Genomic DNA, 24,124 nt, shown 5'->3' on the forward strand with positions numbered 1-24,124 from the left:
CGGGGTGTAGCGCAGTCCGGTAGCGCGCCTGCTTTGGGAGCAGGATGTCAGGAGTTCGAATCCCCTCACCCCGACCATTTTCCGGGTCGTTAGCTCAGTTGGTAGAGCAGTTGGCTTTTAACCAATTGGTCGTAGGTTCGAATCCTACACGACCCACCATGTAAAAAGGGCATCTCAAGCGAGATGCCCTTTTTCTTTAAGTATCACGGGGTGTAGCGCAGTCCGGTAGCGCGCCTGCTTTGGGAGCAGGATGTCAGGAGTTCGAATCCCCTCACCCCGACCATTTCCGGGTCGTTAGCTCAGTTGGTAGAGCAGTTGGCTTTTAACCAATTGGTCGTAGGTTCGAATCCTACACGACCCACCATGAAAAAAAGGGCATCTCGCATGAGATGCCCTTTTTTTGCGTTGAATTTATCCCACAAGAATGCGCTCTTGGGCCCACACAGCCCTGTGTGGGAGCGGGTTCACCCGCGAATGCGGCAGCAGGTTCACCATCGCATTCGCGGGTAAACCCGCTCCCACAGGGCATGCTGGTGTCTGTCAGTGCAGTTTCAGGCGCGGCTCGGTACCCCGGCCAATCTTGCTACCCAGCATCATCAACGCCGTACGGAAGAACCCGTACAACGCCATCTGGTGCATCCGGTACAGCGACACGTAGAACATCCGCGCCAGCCAGCCCTCCAGCTTTACGCTGCCCATCAGGTTACCCATCAGGTTGCCCACCGCCGAGAAGCGCGACAGCGACACCAGCGAACCGTAGTCCTTGTACTCATAGGTCGGCAGCGCCTTGTTCTCCAGCCGCGCCTTCAAACTCTGCGCCAGCATCGAAGCCTGCTGGTGCGCCGCCTGGGCACGTGGCGGCACGTTGCGGTCGCTACCCGGTTGCGGGCAGGCGGCGCAGTCACCGAAGGCAAAGATGTTGTCATCGCGCGTGGTCTGCAGGGTAGGGCGCACCACCAGCTGGTTGATGCGGTTGGTTTCCAGGCCATCGATGTCCTTGAGGAACGCCGGCGCACGGATACCAGCCGCCCACACTTTCAAACTGGCCTGGATCACTTCACCGTCCTTGGTTTTCAGGCCATCCTCGGTCACTTCACTGACGGCGGCATTGGTCATCACCTTCACCCCGAGCTTTTCCAGGGTCTTGTGCACCGGCACGCTGATGCGCTCCGGCAGCGCCGGCAGTACGCGCGGGCCGGCCTCGATAATGGTGATGTGCATGTCCTTGGGCTGGATGCGGTCCAGGCCATAGGCCGCCAGTTCGTGGGCCGCGTGATGCAGCTCGGCTGCCAGTTCCACACCGGTGGCACCGGCGCCGACGATGGCCACGCTGATCTTCTCGCTCGCCACGTCACCGGCGTGGGCGCGCAGATAGTGGTTGAGCAACTGCTGGTGGAAACGCTCGGCCTGCTTGCGGGTGTCGAGGAACAGGCAGTGCTGCGCCGCGCCCAAGGTGCCGAAGTCGTTGGTGTTGGAACCCACGGCAATGACCAGGGTGTCGTAGCCCAAGGTGCGCGCAGGCAGCAGCTCGCGGCCCTCTTCGTCGAGGGTGGCGGCCAGTTGAATCTGTTTGCCTTCACGGTCCAGGCCGCTCATGCGCCCCAACTGGAAGTTGAAGTGGTTCCACTTGGCCTGGGCCACGTAGTTCAGTTCGTCTTCCGAGGAGTTCAGCGAGCCGGCGGCCACTTCGTGCAGCAGAGGCTTCCAGATGTGCGTGAGGTTGGCGTCGACCAGGGTGATCTCGGCCTGCTTGCGCTTGCCCAGGCTTTTACCCAGGCGGGTCGCCAGTTCCAGGCCGCCGGCGCCGCCGCCGACAATCACGATGCGATGAGTCATGGGGATATCTCATAAGGTTTACGGAATTCGTGGCCCCGGGGGCCGGCCGCAAACTGCACGAGGGGAGGGCGAGCGCGAAGCAGCTCATAGCACCAGTCCACTGAGCAGGCGGCTGATGAGACCCAACCCGATGGTCACGGCCACCACCAGCACAAGGAGCAGCCACGGCCGGAAGGGCCTGCGCTCGACTTGGTGCTGGGGGGCTCGCAGATACTCATCGACACGACGCTGATCTTCCGGATTCAGGCGGCTGGTCATGGTAGGGCCTCGTCAGGTAGACGTTTGGGACTGCGTAAACGCTACAGCGTTCACGCAAGCGCTTGAAACAAATGATAAGGCTTTCTATCTCCGGCGCCGAGTGTACGCCATCGCAAACACTCGCTGCAGTGGATCAAAGACTGATGCCCACGTCGAACACAATGCTGCGGCCCAGGTTGCCGCGCAGGAAGTCCGGCGCATCGGGGTGGGCGAACAGCACCCGGGCAAATGTCGGCCCGACCAGTGACAGCGAGCGCCAGCCCTGGCGCAGATATTCGGTGGGCGGCGGGAAATGGGTATTGAGGTCGAGCACTTCGCGCTTGAGGCTGGCGAAGGCAATGATATCCAGCTCGTTCAGTTCCAGCCCGCGTTCCCGGTAGTTGTGCGCCTTCTTGCGCAAGGTCGGCGCCAGCCGCCCCAGCAGCTCGGTGGCACTGATGCGCCGCGGGCGCGCTTCGCGGCGCACCAGTTGCGCCAGGGAAAACGCACTGCGCCGGCGCTGCAGTTCTTCGCGCCATTCATCGTTGAGCCGGCGGCCCTCGTCGAGCACGAAAAACACCTCGAAGGCCGCGTCGCGGAACAGCACGTCTGGCGGTTCTTGCCCGGCCGGGGTGAAGTCCTCGCTGCGATAGGGGATGTTCAGCCCCTGCAACAGGCGTTGGCACACCCAACGCTCCCGCTCCCACTTGCGGGCGTTGGAGAGAAAGGCATTGGCTTGTTCCGCCTGGATGGTAAGCAGGCGCAGGTAGTCTGAGTCATCCATGCAGACAAGCTTAGCTGCTAATCGATGACGATAAGATGCTGTTTGTGCGCAGAAATCAGCCCAGTATTGGCCATTGCTGCACCACCCCAAGCAGGTGCACCAGGCCAAACCCCAGGCAGATCAGCGAACTGACCACGATGAAACGCCGCGAGCGCCCGGTACCCGCCAGCAATATCGGCCCCAGCAGGCCGCGCGCCAGGTACACCAAGGTGATCAGGCAGATGGCCGGCAGCAGCAAGGGCAACCGCCCGATGGCCCCGGCAGCTGACAACGCATACCCCGACCAGGCCAGCAGCACGCAGGCGATGGCTGCGGTGATCAGCCCTGGGTACCAGCGGCCGTTTTCGGCGGCCACGGCCATGCGCTCGCCGGCCCCGAACAAACGGTACCAGCGCGGCCCGACGGCGATGATGACCAGGTGAAGTACGCCGATGATGGCGTTGAGCGCTGCTGCCAGCAGCAGGGCGAGGTTGATTCCTTCCGGCATGAGCAATGCTTCCTGCATCGAGTGAGGGTGCCAGCCTAGCGCAACCGAATGAAACGGAGAATGGGTGTAGACTCGGATTTATCCACATGGCTGCAAGGGGAATTGGTCAGGTGATCAGCGCGCAGGTGTTGTCGGGCACCACCCTTACGCTTGGCTGGCTGGGATATGTGCCGTTGCTGATCTGGGCGGTCAGCCAGGTACGCTGGGTTGAGCTGTTCACCGACCGGCGCCGCCAGCATCTGCTGTTTGGCACGGTGTTCTGCCTGTTTGCCTTGTGGTTGGTGCGGCGTGATTTCGATACCGGTGTGTCGTACCACTTCATAGGCATGACGGCGGTCACGCTGTTGCTGGACTGGCCACTGGCGGTGCTTGGCGGGTTCATGGCCCAGCTCGGTTTGCTGGTGCTGGGGCGTCAGGACCTGGCGGCGCTGGGGGTGAATGGCTTGTTGCTGGTTGGCCTGCCGGTGCTGATCGCCGAGGCGTGCGCGATAGGGGTCGAGCGCGCCCAGCCGCGGAACCTGTTTGTGTATATCTTCTGTTCAGGGTTCTTCCCGGCGGCACTGACCGTGCTGGCCTGCCTGTCGACCGCGCTGGGGCTGTTGTGGCTGGACGGGCGCTTCGCCATGCCGGAGTGGCTCACCGATTTTGTCGGCTACCTGTGGCTGATGATGTTCCCCGAAGCGTTCATCAACGGCACGGTGATCAGTGCGTTGGTGGTGTTTTGCCCGGAGTGGCTGGAAACCTTCAACCGCACGCGGTATCTGCAGGCACCCTGGAAGGAGGATGAGCGGTGATTTTGTGGCGGCTGTACTGGCCCTTTCGCGGGTAAACCCGCTCCCACAGGTATTGCACCAGCCTTGAAAGCCGTGAGGTCTCTGTAGGAGCGGGTTCACCCGCGAAAGGGCCCTGAAGGACACCTTGCTATCGGATCAATGCCGCGGCTCCAAATCCCCCGAGTACAGCTCATCCTCGGACTCTTCCGCCCCCGGAATCTTGTGCTCCTCCGCCGCCCAGGCCCCCAGGTCGATCAGCTTGCAACGGTCCGAACAGAATGGCCGGAACGGGCTTTTCTCGTTCCATTCCACAGGTGCGCCACAGGTCGGGCAATCGACGGTCAATGGCTGGCTCATGGCTGGCCTCCTCGTAAAGTCAGGTAAAAGTGGTGCAGGCGGTCAATCTGCTGATGCAGCGCGGCCAGGTCGCCGTCATTGACCACCACATCATCGGCATGGCGCAGGCGCTCCTCACGGGCCAGCTGGGCCTTGAGAATGGCCTGCACCTGCTCGGCGCTGGTGTTGTCACGCGCCAGGGTACGCGCCACCTGCAGCTCCTGAGGCGCATCGATCACCAGCACCCGTTGGGTTTTCTGGTGCTGGCCCGACTCGATCAGCAGCGGCGACACATACACCGCATACGGCGACTCCGCCTTGGCCAGGTAGCTGAAAATCTCCTGCCCGATCAGCGGGTGCAGCAATTGCTCCAGCCATTTGCGCTGCGCCGGGTCGGCGAATATCAGCTGGCGCAGTGCCGAACGATCGAGTTGGCCGTCCGCCTGCAGTACGCCGGCGCCAAAGCGCTCGACGATGCTGGCCAGGGCCGGGCGGCCAGGCTCGACCACCCAGCGCGCCGCCTGGTCGGCATCGACCAGATGCACGCCAAGTTCGACGAAACGCTCGGCAGCGGCGCTCTTGCCGCTACCAATGCCGCCGGTCAGGCCGAGAATCCAGGGGGTAAAGGCCGCAGTGGTCATCAGAATCCAAGCAGGTTTGTGTATGAGGCGTATATTTCATCACCCCAGAGCACGGCAATCCACCCCGCAATCGCCAGATAGGGGCCAAACGGGATCGCCGTGCCAATGGCATGGCGGCGCAAGCGCAACAGGCACAGCCCAGCCAGCGCCCCGACCACCGACGACAACAGCAGGGTCAACGGCAACACCTGCCAGCCACCCCAGGCCCCGATCAGCGCCATCAGCTTGAAGTCGCCATAGCCCATGCCTTCCTTGCCGGTAACCAGCTTGAACACCCAGTACACCGTCCACAGGCTGAGGTACCCGGCCACCGCGCCCCACAGTGCGCTGGTCAGCGGGACGTAGAGGCCGAAGGCGTTGACGATCAACCCCAGCCACAGCATCGGCAGCACCAGCGCATCCGGCAGCAACTGGTGCTCAGCATCGATCAGGCTCAGGGCCAGCAGGCACCAGGTCAGCGGCAGCGCCAGCAAGGCCTCGGGCGAAGCACCAAAGCGCCAGGCCACCACCAGCGACAGCAGCGCGCTGGCTAGCTCCACCAACGGGTAGCGCGGGCTGATGCGGGTTTTGCAGGCTGAGCAACGCCCGCGCAAGGCCAGGTAGCTGATGACCGGAATGTTCTCCCACGCGCGAATCCGATGCGCACAATGGGGGCAGCGCGAGGCGGGTAGCCACAGGTCGAAACGCTCGTGCGGCGTGATCGGCAACTGCAGCATTTCCTGCGCCTCACGCTGCCATTGCCGCTCCAGCATGATCGGCAGGCGGTACACCAGCACGTTGAGAAAACTGCCCACCAGCAGACCGAGCACCGTGGCCAGGGTGAGAAAGTACGCCGGCTGCTCAGCCAGCAAAGTCCATAAAGTCATGTTCAGATCAAGCTACCCAACTGGAAGATCGGCAGGTACATCGCCACCACCAGGCCGCCCACCAGCAGGCCCAGGACCAGCACGATGGCCGGCTCCAGCAGGCTGGTCAACTGGTCCAGCGCCTGGCTGACCTGTTCCTCGTAATGGCTGGCGGCTTTTTCCAGCATCTGGTCCAGCGTACCGCTGGATTCCCCGATGGCCGTCAGTTGCACCAGCAGCGGCGGAAACAGCGGCTCAGCGGCCATCGCCTGGTGCAGCCCCTGCCCATTGGCCATGCCCTGACGCAACCGCAACACCGCCTGTTCATGCAGGTCGCCACCACTGACCCTTGCCACCGTGCCCAGCGCATCCAGCAACGGCACCCCGGCGGAGTAGGACGTTGCCAAGCTGCGCGCAAAGCGCGCCAGCGCCGCCTGCCCCAGCAGCGTGCCGAACACCGGCAAACCCAGCACCCGGCGAGATATCCACAGGCGCGCTGGCGCGTGCTGCCGGTAGAGCTGGCGCATGGCAAAACCCAGCACCACGCCCATCACCAGCAACAGCGGCGCAAAGCGGCTCAGCCCTGTGGACAAGTCGATCACCCATTGGGTAAATGCCGGCAACGCCACGCCCATGCCAGAGAACATGCCCTCGAATTTCGGAATCACCTCCAGCAATAGGATCGCCGACACCCCCAACCCCGTCAGCAACAGCAGCAACGGGTAGATCATCGCCTTGCGCACCTTCTTGTGCAGCACCCGACGTTGCTCCAGCATGCCCGCCAACTGTTCCAGCTGCCGGTCGAGCGTGCCGGACTGCTCACCGACGCGCACCAGGTTGCAGTACAGCGCATCGAACCAGCCCGGGTGGCGCTGCAACGCATCCGCCAGCCCCAGGCCCGAGGCCACATCCTGTTTCAATCTATCCAGCAATGCCGCCTGCGCCGCATCACAGCCACTGCGCCCCATCACCTCGAACGCCTGCAGCAGCGGCACCCCGGCCTTGAGCAAGGTCGCCAACTGCCGGCTGAACCCCGCCGGGTCGGCCTTTGCCTGCCGTTTCGGCAAACTGAACGTCAGCCCACCGGCAGGCCGCAAGCTGGCCACCTTGATGCCCTGGCGGATAAGCCCGGCACGCACATAGGCCGGGCTGCGCCCGGACGTTTGCCCGCTGACCGGCGCGCCGTTGGCGTCGGTGCCGTGCCAGGTGTAGAGGAGTGTGGATTGGGTCATGCAAGGTCCTTTTTCTGCCCGTGCGACAAGCCTGGAAACAGCTTGCCGCGCCCATGCAAGGACGTGCGTCCGAGATGCTCACTAGAGTAGTTCAGCGAAGACGACGCCCAAGCGGGCAGGGGTGACAAAAGGTGTCTGTTCAGGCCTACTGCGCCGCTGCCAGCCGGGGTCGAGCCTGACCTCAACGAGTACGCGTATCAAAAAGGAAAACGTTCATGAAAGGGCAACGCGGTATCACCCTGATCGAACTGATGATCGTCGTCGCGATCATCGGCATTCTGGCGACCATCGCCTTACCGATGTACACCAACCACCAGTCACGCTCCAAGGCCGCGGCCGGGTTGCTGGAGATCAGCGCGCTGAAGACCGCGATGGACCTGCGGTTGAATGATGGGAAGGATGTGCCGGATGTGGCCGCGCTGGGTGGCCAGCCGGCGACGGCGCACTGTGCGATCACGGCTAGCGGCAAGGCGGCGGATGGCACTGGGAGCATCGTTTGCACGCTGGTGGATGCGCCGGCCAATGCGCTGGGCAAGGCATTGACCCTGACGCGTTCGGCTAGCGGGTGGGGGTGCACGACCGACATTGAAGAAGACCTGGCGCCGAAGGGGTGCAAGGCGCCTTGAGGGTAGGGCAATAAGTCAGGGGAAACAGGGGTTTGCGTAACGGGTGCGAGCAGTGGTACGTTGCGCTACACGCCGGTGTAGCTCAGTCGGTAGAGCAGCGCACTCGTAACGCGAAGGTCGCAGGTTCGATTCCTGTCTCCGGCACCAGAGACCAGTTTCTAGAAGTCTATGACTGTCTACGAAACACCCAGAAAAGCCCGCCTAGAGCGGGCTTTGTTGTTTCTGTCTGTCTCGTTTTGTCTCTGGGCATATACGCGATTTAGGGATATGGTTAGGGATATCTCGGTTCGACAAGGAAACGTATCCCTATGGCGCGCACAGTGGTGCCTCTCACCGATCCCAAATGTGATGCGGCCAAGCCACGGGAGAAGGACTACAAGCTGTTCGATGGCAAGGGCCTCTACCTGCTGGTGAAGCCGTCAGGGGTCAAGACCTGGCGTATGAAGTACACCAAACCTGATGGCCGGGATGGTTTAGCAACGTTTGGCAACTATCCGGCGCTCGGCTTGAAAGCGGCTAGGGAGCGACGCGCTCAGGCGCTTGAGCTCCTTGCTGCTGGGAAAGACCCCATCGAGCAGGCGCGCTTGGACAAACAGGAAGCGGCTAACGCCCGGGCGAATACATTCCGTTTGCTTGCTCAGGAATGGCACGCGGCCTGCGCTCGTAAGTGGACGCCTGGTCATGCTGCCACCGTATGGCGACGGATCGAATCACACCTGTTGCCCACCCTCGGTGATCGTCCGGTCGCGGAGCTGAAAACACGGGATCTGCTTGTCCCGCTGAAAGCGGCAGAAAAGCGGGATACCTTAGATACGGCTGCACGCCTACGTCAGTACATGACGGGCATCCTCCGCATGGCAGTTCAGCATGGGCACCTGGACTTCAATCCTGCGATCGATCTGCAAGGCGCCACTGCTACTCGCAAAACAGCACATCGGCCTGCTCTGCCATTTGATCGGTTACCTGAGCTTCTGCAGCGGATAGATGCCGACAGCGGGCGCGGCCTGACCAAGCTCGCGGTGCAGCTGACCTTGCTGGTGTTCATCCGCTCCAGTGAGCTTCGGTTCGCTCGCTGGGGAGAGATCGACATGGGGAGGTTGATGTGGGAAATCCCTGGTGAGCGAGCTCCTATCGAGGGAGTAAAGAACTCCCATCGCGGTTCGAAGATGAGCACGCCACACTTGGTTCCGCTCAGTCGTCAATCAGTTAGTGTCTTAGAGCGAATCCGTGATCTCACCGGCCGATTCGATTTGGTATTTGCAGGTGATCACCATCACTGGAAACCCATGAGCGAAAACACCGTCAACAAGGCCCTTCGACGCATGGGCTATGACACGAAGTCAGAAGTGTGCGGCCACGGGTTTAGGACAATGGCTTGTTCAGCACTGGTTGAGTCGGGGCTGTGGAGTAAAGACGCCGTCGAGCGACAGATGAGCCATCAGGAGCGAAACACAGTGCGCGCAGCGTATATCCACAAAGCAGAACACATTCAGGAGCGAAGGCTCATGGTGCAGTGGTGGGCAGATTATTTGGACGCCAATCGAGTGGAAGCGATCACCCCGTACGACTTTGCCCACCGAGATGCTGTAGCGAGCGACATTTGAGACTTCAAGAAACGCATGAAGCATCGAGAGCCCGCGATGCGTTACGGTCGACAATGCTCGTGGATCGTAGCCACCAATTGGGGTGTTTCATGTGTAACCCGTGTTTCGAGGCTGGTGGAAACGTTGAAAATCCTAGCCTTCGGACGGGTAACACATCGCTGGCCCACGCAGACAAGCAGGTGTATCAACGCAATATGGTGTTTCGCACTACTGTTGCCTGTCGTCCCTGTCGGCATCTTAGCGATCATCTGTGGCGCAGGTTCATTTTTCGATCAAGGGGGCGTGGGGTGTGATCTGGTCCCAAAATGAGGTGGAGCAATTCACGTTCGAGCTTGCGAATACTGACATCAGTAGCCTGCTCGATGAGATCCAGGTGATGGAGGATGCTGTAGCGGAAGCTGCACTTTTCCCTGAGTTTCGTGAGCACTTTCGCCATGCATTCGATGTGATAAACGAGGCAGCTTCATATTGGCTTGAGGAAGGCTTGGGGTATTCCAGTCAAGCAAGGCGGGTAATCAATGAGACGTTCAGGCAGCGAGATCTCATTTACGAGCGATTGTGCTTTGCCCAGTCGTTTTCGCTGCCGGATGTAGTGCGTGAGGTGCTAGGTCAAGTTGAAGCTATTCCTAGCTCTCGAATGGCGGCGAGCTACGCTTTCGCGCAAGCGCTGGATGCTGTTCAGATGCTGGCTGATTGGCTGGGGAATGTTGAGCTCAATGTGTACGACATCAACCCTGACTTAACCGAATCCCTAAGGCTGAATGATCCCGAGTTTTTTCAAACCATGGTTGAGCGCCAACGTCGTACTCAACCGGGCAGGGAAGCAGAGGTGAGAGAGACCTTTGCCCAGTGGGTGGCTGAATCGGAAAAGGTTTTGATGCTTGCTGACCTTCATCGCCAGTCTGAAGTCGCGTTGAGCTCTGGGACGCTTCAGCCAGGTAGTTTTTTTCCGGCGATGATCGACAAAATCTACACCGTGAAAAGCTCCGAGCGGGCTCGCTTGGCTGGCAAGGGGAACAGTCGGCCAGGTACCGCTACTCAAGATGGAAAGGCGAAGAAGCGGGAGCTTACCCGGGCCGCCGTTGAGCGTATCAAGAAGTCCTATCCTGAAATTGAACCTAAGGCACTGCTGTCTAGGCTGGTCGGTGTAGAGGGAATCGGAACACGGGACACGATTAGGGAAAATCTCAGACAGCTGGGAGAGTACGGCCCTAGGAAAAAAAGAAAAACGAGCGGACCGTGTTGATTCGTTTTTGAGTTTTTAGTCTGTGCCTGTCTCTGTAGATATAGGCATGATTATGACCACTTTCTCCGCAGCAACCTCCCTCCATTCTGGGCGCGACCCACAGACCACTCTGATACGCATCACTGAAGTGATGGCCATCGTAGGGTTGGCCCGTCCCACGATCTACAAGCTGATGCAGCAGGCCGAGAGTGGCTTCCCGCTGCCCGTGAAGCTGAGCAACAGCACCGCCCGGGGCGCTCCGGTAGCCTGGGTTCTTTCCGAGGTTCAAGCATGGACGCGTAGCCGCATTCAGGCTCGTGATCGGGTGGCAGCATGAGCGTGCGCCGCTATCACTTCACTGGCCCATATCATGATCCATATGGCGCAGCCTTCTGCCTCTACAAACCAGGGGAAATCAACTGGCGCCATCGGATCATTGCTGGCGTCAGTTGGAATGGTCAAACCCAGGAAGCGTTCTTCTTCAACCCTGATGGGCTGACCATCCCGCTCCGTGTGAATCCATGGGAAATGCCCGCCTTCATGCGAAAGCATGGGATCCGTCGCGAGTTCTCCACCATCGTGGGGGAAGGGCCGTTCGCAATGGACAAACAGCGGCGCTTGAGCCTCACAGCAAGTCAACTGGCTGAATGGGTAACCTACTGGTTCACCGATGAGAGCTATCCCTATTCGAATGATGCAGAGGTTTGGGACGGCTGGGTAGCGAACGATCTGGAAGAAGAGCGGGCTACCAGCGAACAGAGTCATGCATTTGGACGAGACCAGACAGACCTGGATACCTTCGTGGATGAGTGCGTTGCAAAGCGTGAAGAGTGGCTCACTGAGGAGTACCGCCGACGGTGCAGGGAAGACGCGAGGATCTGTGCCTGGCTGAAAGGCGAACCGCACCCGCTGATATCCCGCAACTGACAGCACCGGCCCGCACTGCTTAAACGAAAACGCCCCCGGCGGCTACCGAGGGCGTTGAGGTAATTCTTCATGCCTGCTCAATCTAATCCACCATCTGCGCTTGTGCAAGTAAGCGCACCTGTTGCGCTTTTGCTCGCTCACGATTACTCTGTGAGAGTCGCTGCAAATTCAGTGACCGACCTTGGCCGGTCGAACAACTCAAGGCGCACAAGCGCCCACCATACGATTGCAGGCGCTTTTTTTGTGCCCGCAGTTTCGTGTTATGGCGGCTGTGCGTGGGACACCTTCGGGTGTGCCGGGTGCCTTGAGTCCCGGTCGGCCAACCCGCGTACAGCCGTCACCATTCCTTGCTTGGCCGCAAGCGGTGATGGCTCCTCAACTCAAGGAGCAACACCCAATGCACGCCTTCAATCCGTCCAAAATTCGCGCCGCTGCCCATCGGGCATTGGCTCTCGCCGCTCTTCACGCCGACTCCAGCCTTCGTACTCGCCTTGCCCGTTACAACGACCATATGGCCAAAGCCCGAGCCCTGGAAAATACAGGGGGTGCGCAATGAGCACGTCTCTGACCATGGCCCTTCCCGAAGACATCCTCGCTGTTCCTAAACAGACCGATGCCGGTATTCCAGTCGATGCCATCACTTGCGCAGTAGAGCGTGCGAACGCTGTTCTGCTGCTGCTAGAAGATCAGTTCGAGTGTGACGCCCCTCGCTTGGCGAACCGCGTGATCGCCGCTGCCCTGTGGGACGTACGCGGGACGCTGGGGCTGATTCGCACGCTGGTGATTCATGCTGACGAATCAAGCCGTCGCTCAGTATCTGGAGGTGCGCAATGAAGACCTCCTTGGAGATCAACACCGCTGGCGGCGCCACCTTTGCCAATAGCAACTCGCAGAGTTCACCGCTGTTCCGTGTTAACGCCGGCATTTCTTGTGAGGAAGCGCTTGAACAAGCCTCGCTTCTGATGGACTGCATCAATAAGCTCACTCTACGGGGTGGGATGGAAAATGAGAATGGGACGGTGGTTTGGGCTGCTCATTACCTGGGGGAAATGGCTAAAGCCCTCATTGATGACGTCGCCACAGGGCTTCAAGTTGCCCAAGGCGGTGGCGCATGAGCGGAACCAAAGTCAACAGCCGTCGCCCCACCTTCGCGCAGGTCAAAGCTGAGGCGCTGTATCAGATTGATCGGGTGCTCTCCCACTGGCTGCCAAACGGAAAGCGTGTAGACGGTGGTAAGGAATACACCGCACCGAACCCCACCCGAAATGACAAGCACGCCGGCTCTCTGAAGATCAGCCTGACCAAGGGCACGTGGGCTGACTTTGCAACGGGTGACAAAGGCGGCGATTTGATCGACCTGGTGCGCTATCTCGAAAGCTCCTCTGACGTTGATGCATGTCAGAAGCTGGTCGAGTTTCTGCGTATTGATCCTTGTGGCGCGATCTCGGCTCAGCCGGTTAAAAAGCCAGCAACTGCTGAATGGCAGGCGGTATTACCGATCCCCGCTGAGGCGATGACCAAATGCCCAAGCAAGCACCGACAGCATGGGGCTCCGTCGAAAGTTTGGTGTTACCGCAATGGCCAAGGCGACCCCTTGATGGTTCTCTATCGATTCGATGTCGCCGGTAGTCCAGAACAACCCGCCAAGAAGGTATTTGCGCCGCTCACGTGGTGCACGCGTGGCGCGCAGGGACCGGCTCAATGGCGCTGGCAGGGCCTGGCTGAGCCACGCCTGTCGGCGCTGATTGAAAACTGACCCACCCTGCCGATTGAAAAATGACCCAGGGCTGCTTGCCGATTTAGACCCCGGCAATTGTGGATAAGCCTAGCAGTCGACAGCGTCGTGAAAGTGCTGACCCTGCACTCAGCAAGGCCAGCCCAAAGAGGTCAAAACGGGTCGTCCTCCGATTCCTCGACATCCTGCCGTCTGCGCTCCCTCGCCTGGATCTTGGTCTTGGCCACCAAGGTGCTGTTTTGCAGGCGGTATGATTCATTCCCCGTCTCGACGATGTGGCAGTGGTGTGTCAATCGGTCGAGCAAGGCCGTGGTCATCTTGGCGTCGCCAAATACGCTCGACCACTCGGCGAAGCTGAGGTTGGTGGTGATGATCACGCTGGTGTGCTCGTAAAGCTTCGAAAGCAGGTGGAACAGCAGGGCTCCGCCGCTCTGACTGAAAGGTAGGTAGCCAAGCTCATCAAGGATTACCAGATCTGCACGCAGTAGTCCTCGGGCGATACGCCCTGTCTTGCCCTCATGTTTTTCACGCTCCAGCAGGTTGACCAGATCGACTGTGGAGTGAAAACGCACACGCTTGTTATGTTGGGTGTTGCCGGCCACTGCCAAGGCAGTAGCGAGGTGCGTTTTACCGGTGCCAGGGCCACCGATGAACACCACATTTTGCGCTGTGTCGGTGAAGGCCAGAGTGGACAGTTCCCTGATCAATCGGACATCGGCGCTGGATACACCGAAGTCGAAGCCAGCCAGGTCACGGTGCATGGGCAGTTTCGCCATGCTCATCTGATGATGCACCGAGCGTACTGCTCGGTCGGCGTGCTCTTGATCAAGGAGATGCTCGATCAGCCATTTCGATGACGCAGTGGAAGATTCGCCTTGTGCGGCCAGCTCTGCCCAGGCATCGGCCATGCCGTGCAGGCGTAAGTCTTTGAGTTCCTCTGTGAGATCACGCATTGCGCACCTCCTCATCCGTGCTGCGCAACCGGTCATAGCGTGCGGTATTGGCAACAGGGGTAACGTTCAGTTGCAGGTTGGTTTCGACCGAGGGTGGTGCTTCACGAGCGGTCAGACGGGCCACGATGTTGAGGATGTGGTCAGCGCTCAGGCTGCCAGACTCCAAAACCAGCTCAACCGCTACGAGAACAGCATCCAGGCCAGCGATGGGCACGGCGGCCAAGACCTGGGTCATAACCCGGTCACCCTGTAGATTCCGCAGCAGCCCGCGCCTGAGCAGGCGTAGTGGCTTAGGCAGATCGGCAAACGGGGCACCATTGCGTAGGGCCCCCGGTTTGCGTTCAATGAGGGGGATGTAGTGTTGCCAGTCGTAGCTGACCTGATCGCGATCAAACAGGCGCTCATGGCTAGCAATCACACCCTCATCGGCAATCACGACGATTCGCGAGGGATAGAGCCGACTGCTGACCCACTGGCCAACACGCTCACAGGGTACTGAATAGCGGTTGCGAGCCACGTTGATCAGACAGGTGCTGGAAACGCGAACCGTGCGTTCTACATATCCGTCGAAAGGCGTCGGCATCGGCATCATTTCGACGCGCTCCAATTCCAAGACTTCTGCGACGGTAAGGCCGTTGTACTGCGGATGAATCAGCTCATGCCAGAGAGCCCGGCAGCGCTGGGCAAGCCAGGCATTCAACTCTTCGAAGCTATGGAAAGTATTGTCGCGGGCGGACAGCCAGATGCGGCGCCGACTGTCTTGGACATTCTTTTCGACGATACCTTTTTCCCAGCCGGACGCTACGTTGCAGAAGTCCGGGTCGAACAGGTAGTGCGAGCACATCACCATGAAGCGAGCATTGACCGTGCGGCCTTTACCCTTGGAGACCTTGTCGACCGCAGTTTTCATGTTGTCGTAGATGCCGCGACGCGGCACGCCACCTAAGGCGGCGAATGAGCGGGTATGGGCATCGAACAGCATTTCATGCCCTTGGCTGGGATAGGCCACTAGCCAGAAAGCTCGGCTGGCACATAGCTTCATGTGCGCGACCTGGACGCGCCTGAAAACACCGCCAACCAGCAGGCCTTCCTCGCTCCAATCGAACTGGAAGGCCTCGCCCAAGGCGAATGCCAACGGCACAAATGCCCGTACCGCCTTGCCTTGCTCTCCGCGCCAATGACGAACGAAGGCAGTGAGCTGGCTGTAGCCGCCGTCATAGCCTTCAGCGCGGATCATGGCCAGCAGCGCCTTGGCACTGCGACGATGTTGCTTGGCCCTTAAGGCATCAGCCCGCAGCGCTTGCTCCAACATCTCGTGAAAGGGACTGAGCTTGTTGAACACGGCTCGACGCTGATAAACCGGCTGTTTGGACTCCGGCGCTCTGACCCATTTTCGGATGGTGTTGCGCGACAGTCCGGTGCGCTTGGCTATCTCATGCAACGACAGCTTGTCGCGGAAATACATCCGCCGAATTTTGCCCATCATTTCCATGCTGATCACCCTGTGTTCTCCTGCTCAAAAATTGAGCAGGTGCAGTGGAACACCTGGGTCAGTTTTCAGTCAGCACAACGGGCGAAACTGGGTCAGTTTTCGGTCAGCGGCAACAAGAGCGGGGTGTTCTACAGAGCGGTAAGGACGGAAAGGCGTCCTGCACTGTGAGGCTGCCTGGCATGGGAATGCAGCGCTGTTATGTGGTGCTCAGTGAGCCGAGCACTGAGGCCCCGCTGGCTGAGGCTGTGGCTGTCTAAAAGCAGACCTTGCACATGAGGTTTACCGGCGCGTCCGGTCTCGCCAGCCGTTCAATTGATACCTCAATTTTATGGATGACAAATGAATGAAAAGCCTTGAACAACTGAACACTGAACGCTGCCAACACCAAGCAGAGCTCCAAAGACTCGAAGAGCAAATCGCTCAGTGGGAAGTGCAACTGAGTGCCCCAGATGGCGCTGAAACGTCAGCCGGCGATGACCTACAAATTCGCCTGCGAGAGGCAAATTCCAAAGTCGACAACATTGAATTCAAAATTACCGTCATTGATCAGGACATTGCATGGTACGACCGAAAAGCCAACAGCTCCGAGCTGATGGCAGGATATAAAGAAACAATGGGCAACTGGGCAATTGATAAGGCTGATCTAGAGGGGAAGCGGAAGGTGCTGAGCAGTCGGTTGGCGGAAGCCAGGAGCCAATCGGATAAGCAAATCGCTGATGCTCGCCAGGCTGAGGAGGATGCAGCACGGGCCTATGCCCAAGCGATTGCCTGGAGCGACGTCGAGGGCGAGAAGAAGGCTGCCGATGAGGCACAAAAGGCGGCAAAAGCCTTGGGCTTTGCTCTGGAGCATCAGCGTCGCCAAGGCTTGATGATTGCTGCAATGGAACTGGAAATTGAAACCATCGACGCGCATATCGAGGAAGCTGATCAAGAAATTATCAGGGCCGAGCGCTGCGCAGTCTTGGTGGCACTGGAGCGCCTGGAAGAACAATGGGATATGTCAGTAAAACAGCTTCTTGATCTCGGGGCGAAGTTGTATGCGGCGAAACGCTACATGGGACGAGAAGGAATGGCATTTCATCGCTTCCACGTGAGTAGTCAAATTGAGAGCTTTACTCACTGGAATGACCGAGATTTGGCTGAAATGAGTTGGAAGTATACCCCTTCACTGATCATTGATGCCCAGCTCCACGATTCTGATCAAATTAGCGCAGCAGCTTAATTAGGCGTCGACGTAAGTGTCCGTTAAGCACTCGGCATAGAGCAGTAATGGCGGCCAAGTATCGTAACTGTTAACTGGTCGCCATCCACCGTCAAGATTTTTATCTAGCTGTGTTGAGTCAAAGTGTGCTGTTTCTCATCATCTAACTCGTTAGTTTGCCTTGGGTAGTAGGCACTTTTAAGTGATTCGCTTATCTCCACCACAGCTATGGTGTGCGACGATCGGGAGGAGCTATTGCCGTATCCAGGCTCGTACTGACGCAGGACTATTAGGATGAGCAAGTTCACATTATTCGCAGATAGATATCTCTGGATAAGGTCCGTACGACAACTTAGCTGAGTGCCGCTGGAGAGGTGATCATCGTTACGGTCTGCTCGCTGATTCCAAATTTGAGATTGCACCAGGACAGCGCCGGAGGGATCAATCCACCGGCGTCCATATGGAGCTTCTTCGGTGATTTGTGCGAAATCATTTACCCGCCTAGCAAGTTTTAAACGCGATGCTGCTGAGGCTGCACCCAGGGTGTCATATTCATCGAGCCCTTCAGCATGGCTGGCGTCAACAATCCAAGGTATAAGAGGCAAATGCGAGCTGGCGTCAGACTCTGTATCCTCATACTCGTCCAATCGAGGTATATAGGCATGGAACGGCTCCTCATTAGCTAGGGCTGCTGCGACCCGCGCGCTTTCCTCAGTCGAAACAAAAGCTGATCGGATATGGACGTCGATGCCATCGATAGATTTCCACTCGCCGTCTACCACTACCCATTCATCCAGATTGCCATTGATGCCTAGTAGTGATTGCAGCGTACTCGCTGCTCCTGTTAGGACCACTTTACCCCCGGACACTTCCCTTAGGTTGATGCGGGTGGGCAGAGGTCGTCGATCAGTGGCATCGGCTAACCAGAACCCGTCTGTGCGGGTAAGCACTCGCTCACTCAACCATTCTTCCCACGGGTCCCCATCCCTATAAGGCCCCTGAATCACAGGGAGCTTAGCGAGAAACTCACCGGCCACCGCATGTAGGGCATGCCAACATAGTTGCTCACCATAGCTGTGTTGATCGTGAGAAAGTCCACGAGCCCTCCCGCGACGATATATGGACCGTCCTCCTTGATCTGACATATGAGTGATTTGAGCATCGTGATGTCTCACCCATAGGTTTACAGCATCTTCTGTATACCAATGCGGCTGGCCAAATACTTCACCTAATCCAGCGACATCAATCTTGCCAAAGTCGTGATCGAGGTAGAGTGGCTTAAGTGGTTTTGGTACGCCATCTGGACGCCCTTTGTAAAAAGTTCCTCCGAGATGTTTGCTCGACTTTTCAATTGGGTAGGGCGAGTGGTTGACGCGTTCAAGCTCATCCAATCTTGCTGGCTCAAGCTTAAGTTGGCCCTGATCATTACACGTGAGTAGTGCCTGTACGGAGAAGTGCTTGAAAAGTACATGAGGCTCTTCCACGTCCAGCGCGATCCGTTCCAGCAGAGCTTGGTGTTTGCTCACCTCTGCGGGCTGATCTAAAGCTATACGTGCCAACGCTATCAGAAGCCAGAGCTTTGCATGGAGATGGAAGAAGGGCAGTTCGGGAGCCTGAAAAGGAGCTGCATTCGTGGTGTCAAACTTCGACACAACCTTGTCCAAAATATCAGTTTGGCCAAGGCGCATCGCAACCCTTAGGCTGTGAGCGGCCATCCATCGTCTTTCGGCCTCTGGTGCGCCAAGTGCGAACCAAATGAGTCCTGCGGCCACCTCTGATTGATCTTGAGGCGGGTAAAGAGAGGGTTGCCAGGGGCCGTCCAAAACAGAAGACGCCAATTTTGCAGCGCCGGTATTCAAAAGTCGATGAATAGCTGTTTGTCCAACTCCCTCTGCGGCTGCACCATTCAGTGTGGTCCCTAGATTCAACCACACAGATGCCGGTACATCAAAATTGGGGCGAGAAAACTCTGTAATTAGCTCAAGTATTAGTTTTTGGCGATCCTTGCCTGTAACCGTGGAAAGCTCATTGATGTCCGAGGTACTTAGGTGACCAAATGATATGAACTCATCTGCGCAGTGCCGGATAATGATAGAGCCACAATCATAAAGAGCGTCGGAAAGAGCGTTGGATGCTTGTGACCAAGATTCTTTGCATGCGCTAAGAATGCGAATCTTCTCATGGAGCGTTAATTGCTCCTGGCGTGCAATTGTGGTGACATACTTTGACCAGTGTCCGTAAGGGACTTTGACCTGCAGCTGCTCGAAGAAGTTTTCTTGAATTCGCCTGCCCCAACTATTCAGCTCCTGAAGTTTCTCTAGTGCTTCAGACAGGGAGAGATCGTCTGTAGGGTTGATTGCCAGCACCAGTGACTCAAGTAACTTTTCTGCGTCAGCTTGTTCTCTTTGACGTCGATCGATAACCTCAGAAGCAGGGGCGCCTCGCCAATTATTCAGGTTGTTGTACTCTCGCGTAGAGACCTCAATGCTTTCAGCCAGTGAGGATAGATATTTATAATCATAAGAGTCTGTGCCTAAGGCGGATTTGGCCAGGCCTGCTAAAGCACGCGGTACTGCTGGGCTGAAGCCATGTGGATTATTTTGATGATACTGGGTGATTAATTCTCGTATTAGGTCATCCTGTTGATTAAGCTGCAGATGCTCCAAGGACTCAATTAGTTGCTCCGTGCCGCATACCCACAGCTCTGCAGGACTTGCAGTTCTGAGCATTGCAAGCGCAGCATTCGGGTGTATCTTCCTAGCGTGGATCAAGCCCCGAATATATGGGAGAAGTGTGTAGTCGAGTGTGACCCTACCTCTGTCTTCCCATCGAGAGAGCTTTGCCAGCCCCTTCAGTCCTGAGGCTTTTGCCATTGCCATGCCATACATGCCCCAGTTGAACTTATTTTCCTCATCACCAAGATTAAGTTCGCAGATGTTGGATAGCGTGTGGCAGTCTTCCTCAGAAAGCTCCTCTCCATGCAGAGAGGCTGCAAACTGCATCAGCTCATTTACGAACTGATAGTCGCCAGACCCAACAGCATCTAACTGCTCCAACCCGCGGTGAAAATAGACGGCCGCCTCTTGCTTGCTAGCTGGCGATACAGCTTGTGCTAGATCAGCAAAGAGCTCCGCACGCTGTTTAACCTCATCCTCTTGTTCGATGGCCAGTCTCACATTATTTGCTGTTGATCCTGCTAGTATGTGTAGTTCGGGTCTGACGGCCAGCACGCTTACGATTCTAATTAGATTCGAAATTTCAGATACTCCGCGTGCTTTTACTGCTTCTAGATAGTGGACAACCTCAGAGACTTCTAGAGTGGACGCCGCTTCAAACGTTAGCGTTAGGAGTCGGTCAGCCACCAGGAGGCGATGACGCTGCGCATCACTTCCACCGGACTGGTAGTCATTGCAGCGAAGCAGGTCCGGCCAAATATCGAGTAGAGGGGTCAAGCGCCGGCCAATTTCAAGCTGATCACTGAAACCGGCAGCGAATGCACGGGAGATTGTTAACCAATGCTCCAACTGGTGCGTTAAGAATCGTAGTGCGGCACTCTTCGTGTCGGCGGAGAAGGTCTTCTGACTGCTATCGTTGCGGTGCGTCTCGCTAGATCTTTTTTCAAGTTCAAGCTTTAGCGCCGCTTTGAGCTCTTCTCTCTGGATGTTTGGGGGGATATCTACAATAAGGTCCGTAAGTTCTTCGGGAAGAATTTCGCGCTCCCGAAGTTCTAGGCCATCGGAAACGCTAAGCAGCGCCACCTTCGCCAGAAATGGATAGATCTCTTCTGACCAGTATTCGCTTGTGTAGACGTATAGTGATGGGACAGGTATTGGTGTGGCGGCCAAGATCTGCTTGGCCTCGAGTTTCATGCCGTTAAGAAGGGCTACTGAAGCCGCTCGTAACAAACCGAGAATGATTCGCGGTTGTTTATAGCTGGAGTTTTTTTCTCCTAATTTCACCTGTTGGGCTTTCTCGCACGCGCCTGAAAGTTTGCTGATCAGGGCTCTCTGTAGAGATGAATTCCCGTCAAAAAGGGGAATCAACGCTGTTAGCGGTCCTGGGCCCAACAGATCAGATTTCGCAAAAGCATCGACCGAGCTGCTTTTCAGGCTTCCCAAATCAGCGCCCAAGCGTAACAAAGGCACTAACGTCTCCGTCACCTCAAAAGCGTACCAGTCCATCCACATCTTAAGATCTGCTGCCGCGCGTTCACTTTCCCCTTTGATCAGATAGCAGAAAGGTATGGCAGCCATATCTAAGGCGGTCGGATCGGCTCTGTCGCCCTGCAGTTGGCGTTCGCTGAAGTCTTGCTCAAGCCAATGAGTTCTCCATTCTTTAACCCGATGAGCGTGGTGATAGGCATCAGCCAAGTCTCCGCCGAGACCATAAGCAATAGTCAGCCGCGCGTGACGAGTACCAGGCCAATGGGTACGCAGCTCGAAAAGGCGACGTATTGAGTCCGCATCGCCGGAGTAGACCGTGAGGTGAGGGTTGTCGAGGATGTAATCAGTGCCACGCTGATCCACCGCTGCCAAGGTCGACAACTCTACAAGAAGTGGAACCAAGCGGTTTGTTTCATCCTTCTCAGCAGCGTATGCCACAGCAGCTCGTAAGCGTGCATGTCGAATGGCTTGGCGACTGACAGGACTTGTGATAATGGTTGGGATTCTCTCGTCAAACGCGAGATTGAATAGCAGTTCTCCGTCTTCCAGTTGTTTCAACAAGTCGGGCAAAGTGGTGGCGGCATAAATCGAAGTCGCCTGCATACCAAGCAGTCTTTTCGAGAGACTGCTTAAAGTGTCGCTGTTTCCACAATACTCGTCTCGAATGAGGGTCTCTGTCGGTTCATCTCGGAACATCAGCCCGTGTTTCGTGTGCTCCAAAAGTGGCGAAAGGTCTGCAGCGAAACTGGCGATTGCTCCCTCTGCAAGCCCGCTGGCTTCGGCAAATTCCCGAACCGGTACTGGTGGCGGAAGTAACGCCAGACCGGTCAAAAATGTGGTGATATCCATATCACTATAGCCCTGCTTGCGGGCTTGCATTAGCGCAGAGTTGATTCTATTGTGAAGTAGCTCATCCAACTGGATTACGTTATGCTTTTCGGAGGAAGCCAATAACGCGGGAGCATCTGCGACCAGATGTTCCAACACGCGAGCGTTTCCTCTTGATCGAGACTGGGCTACTTGAGTGTTGTCCTCACTATGATCCTCTATCCGGGTTTTCAGGAACTCACGTGTTTCATCAATCGTGAAGGCCTTCAATTCAAACTGTTCACATGTCGCTTCGCCTGTTGCAATGGCACGTCGATGAGTACGTGTGCTCACTACTAATTGCACACCGGAAATCGAACCGCCGTGAGTTAGGCTGGCGAGAAGAAGTGCAGGGAAAGAAATTTCACCGCGATCTCTTGCATGTTCGCCAGCATTATCGATTGCGTCGAGCAGGAGAACAAGTTGTCGGTCAGGTTCGAAGCGGCGAACCGTTTCTGCGGCCTGCTTCATCCGAAGGCGAAACACCCGTATTAAGTCATCGCTATTATCTGTGATCGGTAGAAGCGGGTCGCAGTAGCCTCGACATGCCAATTCGTTGACTATATGAACCAGACCTTTTCTCGGGAGATGTCGCGCATCACCAGGAGCGCGGTATTGACCCATTCCATAACAGTCGAAGAGAACAACTTGATGTCTTTCAGTCAGTCGAGCCGCAATAGAGTTCATGAAGACTGTCTTGCCGATACCGCCATCTGCATGAATGACCAGTGGAATGGTCAGTTGCGGAATCTTTTCGACGACGTCGGATAACTGGCTGCGTTCTACAACCGCACCCACATCTGGAAAGCTTGCTGGGCAAGGCAGCAGTTCATGTTCATCTTGTAACTCCAGGGCTGTCAGAATATCAGCGCGTGAAATCACATTTCGCCTCTGATTGGCAAGGTTCGCTTTATCACGCGCTAGTTCTCTTATAGCGTTGAGTCGAACCCTAGCCTGAGGATCACGTGCCACCCCCCAGTCTGCGAGAATCAGTGCTAACCGGTGCTTGCTTTCCCGTAGATCTCCTCGAAGTCCTGTAAAGCTCAGTCGACTAACGAACTCTACCAAATCCTTGCCCTTGAGATTGCAAGCCGATTTAATTTGGTCTGTCTGTTCTTTGACGGTGCCTGTCGCTGAAATTCCAGCAATAATCCCAGCGATCGCGTCGTCCAGTTCGCCGAGAATTGGACGGTTTGTCACTAACTCGAAGCGAAGTTTTTCGCGTGCTTGAGCAGTTCCGTACCTGGTCTTGTGCGACCTATAGGTCTTGGCGAACTTCTCGATGGTTTTTTTCGCATCGGCTGCACGGAACGCTTTGTCTTCCGAGGCTTTTGAGTACTTAACCTGCACCACGACGATCTTTTGGGCGTGCTCAAACGAGGCAGCTTTCCCGTAATAGAGAACGGCGTCGGCAATTTCGTTGCCTGCGTCCTCTGCACCCGTTTGATCAATGGGAGAGAAACCCTCTATCGCAACACCAACGAACTGGTCTCTGGGCAGCAGAAGTCCCAGGCATTTACGAGCGACCCACGCCTCGTGGAATTCGTGACCATCCCTGGATGCTCGAACACTGTCCATTTTTTCACGCGTGCTAGCCATTCTGATCGATGAGCTCCCTGCTGGCGATTTATAAGCTTTGTTTACCAATAATGACATTTTCTACGGGCGGGGCCTATTCGCAGGGCTAAGGGGCCATCAGCGCTAGCCTTGCATTCAGAAAGGCATTGATCGGATCACCATCCATAAACGGGGTAAGTGGTATCGGCTGCTTGCGCACACAGTGGACATGCAACACCGATACACCTAAAAGTTTCTTGTTACACATGTTATTTCACGGTTTTTTTCAGAAAAACTCTTATAAATCATAGTGTTATCGGTGGCGAAACACTTGAAACACTTGAAACCCATTTCAATAGCTTTGGCTCAATACCCACGCCCAGCATGTAGGGCCACCTTCAGCGAGAGTTGGGCTTTGGCTAAGCTTCGATGATGCCGGGGACCCTGAGCAAACCTATGAGACACGGGGCTGGAAACCCGCGGCGTTTTGTTAGCGGAGCATCTGCCAGCTTAGTGAACTGGTTGACCAAGGTGAACCAGGTGAAATGTGTGTTTTCCTGGTCATGACTTGCGACCCTTACCGTTTCTGTAAAGATTGGTACA

20 protein-coding genes, 5 tRNA genes and 1 pseudogene are annotated in these 24,124 nt (G+C 56.9%); 15 read left to right on the forward strand and 11 right to left on the reverse strand.

Annotated elements, in window-relative coordinates:
- The 4 genes from NY023_RS03180 to NY023_RS03195 all read left to right on the forward strand — a co-directional run bounded on the left by NY023_RS03180 (position 1) and on the right by NY023_RS03195 (position 364).
- A tRNA-Pro gene (locus NY023_RS03180) sits at positions 1-77 on the forward strand.
- Positions 78-83: 6 nt separating this feature from the next.
- Positions 84-159 (forward strand) — tRNA-Lys (locus tag NY023_RS03185).
- 47 nt (positions 160-206) lie between these two features.
- Positions 207-283 (forward strand) — tRNA-Pro (locus NY023_RS03190).
- Between the two features lie 5 nt (positions 284-288).
- Positions 289-364, forward strand: a tRNA-Lys gene (locus tag NY023_RS03195).
- A 176-nt stretch (positions 365-540) separates the two neighbouring features.
- On the opposite strand, the gene NY023_RS03200 is transcribed toward NY023_RS03195, so the two are convergent.
- From NY023_RS03200 to NY023_RS03215, 4 genes are all read right to left on the reverse strand, one after another.
- Complete coding sequence (locus NY023_RS03200) at positions 541-1,836, reverse strand: NAD(P)/FAD-dependent oxidoreductase (RefSeq protein ID WP_003260618.1); 1,296 nt, start codon at positions 1,834-1,836, stop codon at positions 541-543.
- 84 nt (positions 1,837-1,920) lie between these two features.
- Positions 1,921-2,094: a DUF3094 family protein gene (locus NY023_RS03205; protein ID WP_013970765.1), complete on the reverse strand. Its 174-nt coding sequence runs from the start codon at positions 2,092-2,094 to the stop codon at positions 1,921-1,923.
- 133 nt (positions 2,095-2,227) lie between these two features.
- Positions 2,228-2,857, reverse strand: coding sequence for a DUF1780 domain-containing protein (locus NY023_RS03210; protein ID WP_013970766.1), 630 nt, complete (start codon positions 2,855-2,857; stop codon positions 2,228-2,230).
- 55 nt (positions 2,858-2,912) lie between these two features.
- Positions 2,913-3,344, reverse strand: a complete 432-nt coding sequence (locus NY023_RS03215) for a hypothetical protein (RefSeq protein ID WP_015268860.1) — start codon at positions 3,342-3,344, stop codon at positions 2,913-2,915.
- Positions 3,345-3,430: 86 nt separating this feature from the next.
- Between NY023_RS03215 and NY023_RS03220 the strand changes: the two genes are divergently transcribed.
- Entirely contained in the window at positions 3,431-4,138 is a 708-nt protein-coding gene (locus tag NY023_RS03220; protein ID WP_013970768.1) for an energy-coupling factor ABC transporter permease, read from the forward strand.
- 135 nt (positions 4,139-4,273) lie between these two features.
- Here NY023_RS03220 and yacG read toward each other — a convergent pair whose 3' ends face one another.
- Genes yacG through NY023_RS03240 form a run of 4 tightly spaced genes read right to left on the reverse strand, consistent with a single transcriptional unit; the run spans position 4,274 to position 7,171 of the window.
- Complete coding sequence (gene yacG / locus NY023_RS03225) at positions 4,274-4,474, reverse strand: DNA gyrase inhibitor YacG (protein WP_003260624.1); 201 nt, start codon at positions 4,472-4,474, stop codon at positions 4,274-4,276.
- Positions 4,471-5,094: a dephospho-CoA kinase gene (gene coaE, locus NY023_RS03230; RefSeq protein ID WP_013970769.1), complete on the reverse strand. Its 624-nt coding sequence runs from the start codon at positions 5,092-5,094 to the stop codon at positions 4,471-4,473. The genes yacG and coaE overlap by 4 nt, the downstream gene beginning before the upstream one ends.
- Complete coding sequence (locus NY023_RS03235) at positions 5,094-5,960, reverse strand: prepilin peptidase (RefSeq protein WP_044046883.1); 867 nt, start codon at positions 5,958-5,960, stop codon at positions 5,094-5,096. The genes coaE and NY023_RS03235 overlap by 1 nt, the downstream gene beginning before the upstream one ends.
- A 2-nt stretch (positions 5,961-5,962) precedes the next feature.
- The gene (locus NY023_RS03240; protein WP_013970771.1) at positions 5,963-7,171 is read right to left on the reverse strand and encodes a type II secretion system F family protein; all 1,209 of its coding nucleotides are present in this window, start codon (positions 7,169-7,171) and stop codon (positions 5,963-5,965) included.
- A gap of 215 nt (positions 7,172-7,386) precedes the next feature.
- Between NY023_RS03240 and NY023_RS03245 the strand changes: the two genes are divergently transcribed.
- From NY023_RS03245 to NY023_RS03285, 9 genes and pseudogenes are all read left to right on the forward strand, one after another.
- Positions 7,387-7,797, forward strand: coding sequence for a pilin (locus NY023_RS03245; protein ID WP_013970772.1), 411 nt, complete (start codon positions 7,387-7,389; stop codon positions 7,795-7,797).
- Positions 7,798-7,868: 71 nt separating this feature from the next.
- Positions 7,869-7,944, forward strand: a tRNA-Thr gene (locus tag NY023_RS03250).
- Between the two features lie 161 nt (positions 7,945-8,105).
- Positions 8,106-9,401, forward strand: coding sequence for a tyrosine-type recombinase/integrase (locus NY023_RS03255; RefSeq protein ID WP_013970773.1), 1,296 nt, complete (start codon positions 8,106-8,108; stop codon positions 9,399-9,401).
- A gap of 250 nt (positions 9,402-9,651) precedes the next feature.
- On the forward strand, positions 9,652-10,647 hold the full coding sequence (locus tag NY023_RS03260) for a hypothetical protein (protein ID WP_013970774.1): 996 nt from the start codon (positions 9,652-9,654) through the stop codon (positions 10,645-10,647).
- A gap of 46 nt (positions 10,648-10,693) precedes the next feature.
- Complete coding sequence (locus NY023_RS03265; protein WP_013970775.1) at positions 10,694-10,963, forward strand: helix-turn-helix transcriptional regulator; 270 nt, start codon at positions 10,694-10,696, stop codon at positions 10,961-10,963.
- Entirely contained in the window at positions 10,960-11,553 is a 594-nt protein-coding gene (locus NY023_RS03270; RefSeq protein ID WP_013970776.1) for a hypothetical protein, read from the forward strand. Before NY023_RS03265 ends, NY023_RS03270 begins: the two co-directional genes overlap by 4 nt.
- Before the next feature lie 552 nt (positions 11,554-12,105).
- A complete protein-coding gene (locus NY023_RS03275) occupies positions 12,106-12,387 on the forward strand; it encodes a hypothetical protein (RefSeq protein ID WP_044046885.1) in 282 nt (93 codons plus the stop codon).
- On the forward strand, positions 12,384-12,668 hold the full coding sequence (locus NY023_RS03280) for a DUF3077 domain-containing protein (protein ID WP_013970779.1): 285 nt from the start codon (positions 12,384-12,386) through the stop codon (positions 12,666-12,668). The genes NY023_RS03275 and NY023_RS03280 overlap by 4 nt, the downstream gene beginning before the upstream one ends.
- A pseudogene (locus tag NY023_RS03285) lies at positions 12,665-13,285 on the forward strand (DNA/RNA helicase, superfamily II protein); the annotation flags it as partial. The gene NY023_RS03280 and the pseudogene NY023_RS03285, both read left to right, overlap by 4 nt.
- Before the next feature lie 155 nt (positions 13,286-13,440).
- Here NY023_RS03285 and istB read toward each other — a convergent pair.
- Positions 13,441-14,241, reverse strand: coding sequence for an IS21-like element helper ATPase IstB (gene istB / locus NY023_RS03290; RefSeq protein WP_013973887.1), 801 nt, complete (start codon positions 14,239-14,241; stop codon positions 13,441-13,443).
- Positions 14,234-15,733: an IS21 family transposase gene (istA, locus tag NY023_RS03295; protein ID WP_169725187.1), complete on the reverse strand. Its 1,500-nt coding sequence runs from the start codon at positions 15,731-15,733 to the stop codon at positions 14,234-14,236. Before istA ends, istB begins: the two co-directional genes overlap by 8 nt.
- A gap of 343 nt (positions 15,734-16,076) precedes the next feature.
- On the opposite strand from istA, the gene NY023_RS03300 reads away from it, so the two are divergent.
- Positions 16,077-16,955 (forward strand): hypothetical protein, encoded by an 879-nt coding sequence (locus NY023_RS03300; RefSeq protein ID WP_013970781.1) that lies wholly within the window; start codon positions 16,077-16,079, stop codon positions 16,953-16,955.
- Between the two features lie 104 nt (positions 16,956-17,059).
- Here the strand turns inward: NY023_RS03300 and NY023_RS03305 are convergent, their stop codons facing one another.
- Positions 17,060-23,563, reverse strand: coding sequence for an NACHT domain-containing protein (locus NY023_RS03305; protein WP_238531257.1), 6,504 nt, complete (start codon positions 23,561-23,563; stop codon positions 17,060-17,062).
- Positions 23,564-24,124 lie beyond the last annotated feature (561 nt).

The organism is Pseudomonas sp. NBB, assembly GCF_032701105.1.
Taxonomy (GTDB): Bacteria; Pseudomonadota; Gammaproteobacteria; order Pseudomonadales; family Pseudomonadaceae; genus Aquipseudomonas; species Aquipseudomonas asiatica.

Bases quoted from the DNA above. Each gene is read 5' to 3' on its own strand.
- NY023_RS03200 (WP_003260618.1), bottom strand. From the start codon at position 1,836: ATGACTCATCGCATCGTGATTGTCGGCGGCGGCGCCGGCGGCCTGGAA.
- NY023_RS03205 (WP_013970765.1), bottom strand. From the start codon at position 2,094: ATGACCAGCCGCCTGAATCCGGAAGATCAGCGTCGTGTCGATGAGTAT.
- NY023_RS03210 (WP_013970766.1), bottom strand. From the start codon at position 2,857: ATGGATGACTCAGACTACCTGCGCCTGCTTACCATCCAGGCGGAACAA.
- NY023_RS03215 (WP_015268860.1), bottom strand. From the start codon at position 3,344: ATGCCGGAAGGAATCAACCTCGCCCTGCTGCTGGCAGCAGCGCTCAAC.
- NY023_RS03220 (WP_013970768.1), top strand. From the start codon at position 3,431: ATGGCTGCAAGGGGAATTGGTCAGGTGATCAGCGCGCAGGTGTTGTCG.
- yacG (WP_003260624.1), bottom strand. From the start codon at position 4,474: ATGAGCCAGCCATTGACCGTCGATTGCCCGACCTGTGGCGCACCTGTG.
- coaE (WP_013970769.1), bottom strand. From the start codon at position 5,094: ATGACCACTGCGGCCTTTACCCCCTGGATTCTCGGCCTGACCGGCGGC.
- NY023_RS03235 (WP_044046883.1), bottom strand. From the start codon at position 5,960: ATGACTTTATGGACTTTGCTGGCTGAGCAGCCGGCGTACTTTCTCACC.
- NY023_RS03240 (WP_013970771.1), bottom strand. From the start codon at position 7,171: ATGACCCAATCCACACTCCTCTACACCTGGCACGGCACCGACGCCAAC.
- NY023_RS03245 (WP_013970772.1), top strand. From the start codon at position 7,387: ATGAAAGGGCAACGCGGTATCACCCTGATCGAACTGATGATCGTCGTC.
- NY023_RS03255 (WP_013970773.1), top strand. From the start codon at position 8,106: ATGGCGCGCACAGTGGTGCCTCTCACCGATCCCAAATGTGATGCGGCC.
- NY023_RS03265 (WP_013970775.1), top strand. From the start codon at position 10,694: ATGATTATGACCACTTTCTCCGCAGCAACCTCCCTCCATTCTGGGCGC.
- NY023_RS03270 (WP_013970776.1), top strand. From the start codon at position 10,960: ATGAGCGTGCGCCGCTATCACTTCACTGGCCCATATCATGATCCATAT.
- NY023_RS03275 (WP_044046885.1), top strand. From the start codon at position 12,106: ATGAGCACGTCTCTGACCATGGCCCTTCCCGAAGACATCCTCGCTGTT.
- NY023_RS03280 (WP_013970779.1), top strand. From the start codon at position 12,384: ATGAAGACCTCCTTGGAGATCAACACCGCTGGCGGCGCCACCTTTGCC.
- istB (WP_013973887.1), bottom strand. From the start codon at position 14,241: ATGCGTGATCTCACAGAGGAACTCAAAGACTTACGCCTGCACGGCATG.
- istA (WP_169725187.1), bottom strand. From the start codon at position 15,733: ATGGAAATGATGGGCAAAATTCGGCGGATGTATTTCCGCGACAAGCTG.
- NY023_RS03300 (WP_013970781.1), top strand. From the start codon at position 16,077: ATGAAAAGCCTTGAACAACTGAACACTGAACGCTGCCAACACCAAGCA.
- NY023_RS03305 (WP_238531257.1), bottom strand. From the start codon at position 23,563: ATGGCTAGCACGCGTGAAAAAATGGACAGTGTTCGAGCATCCAGGGAT.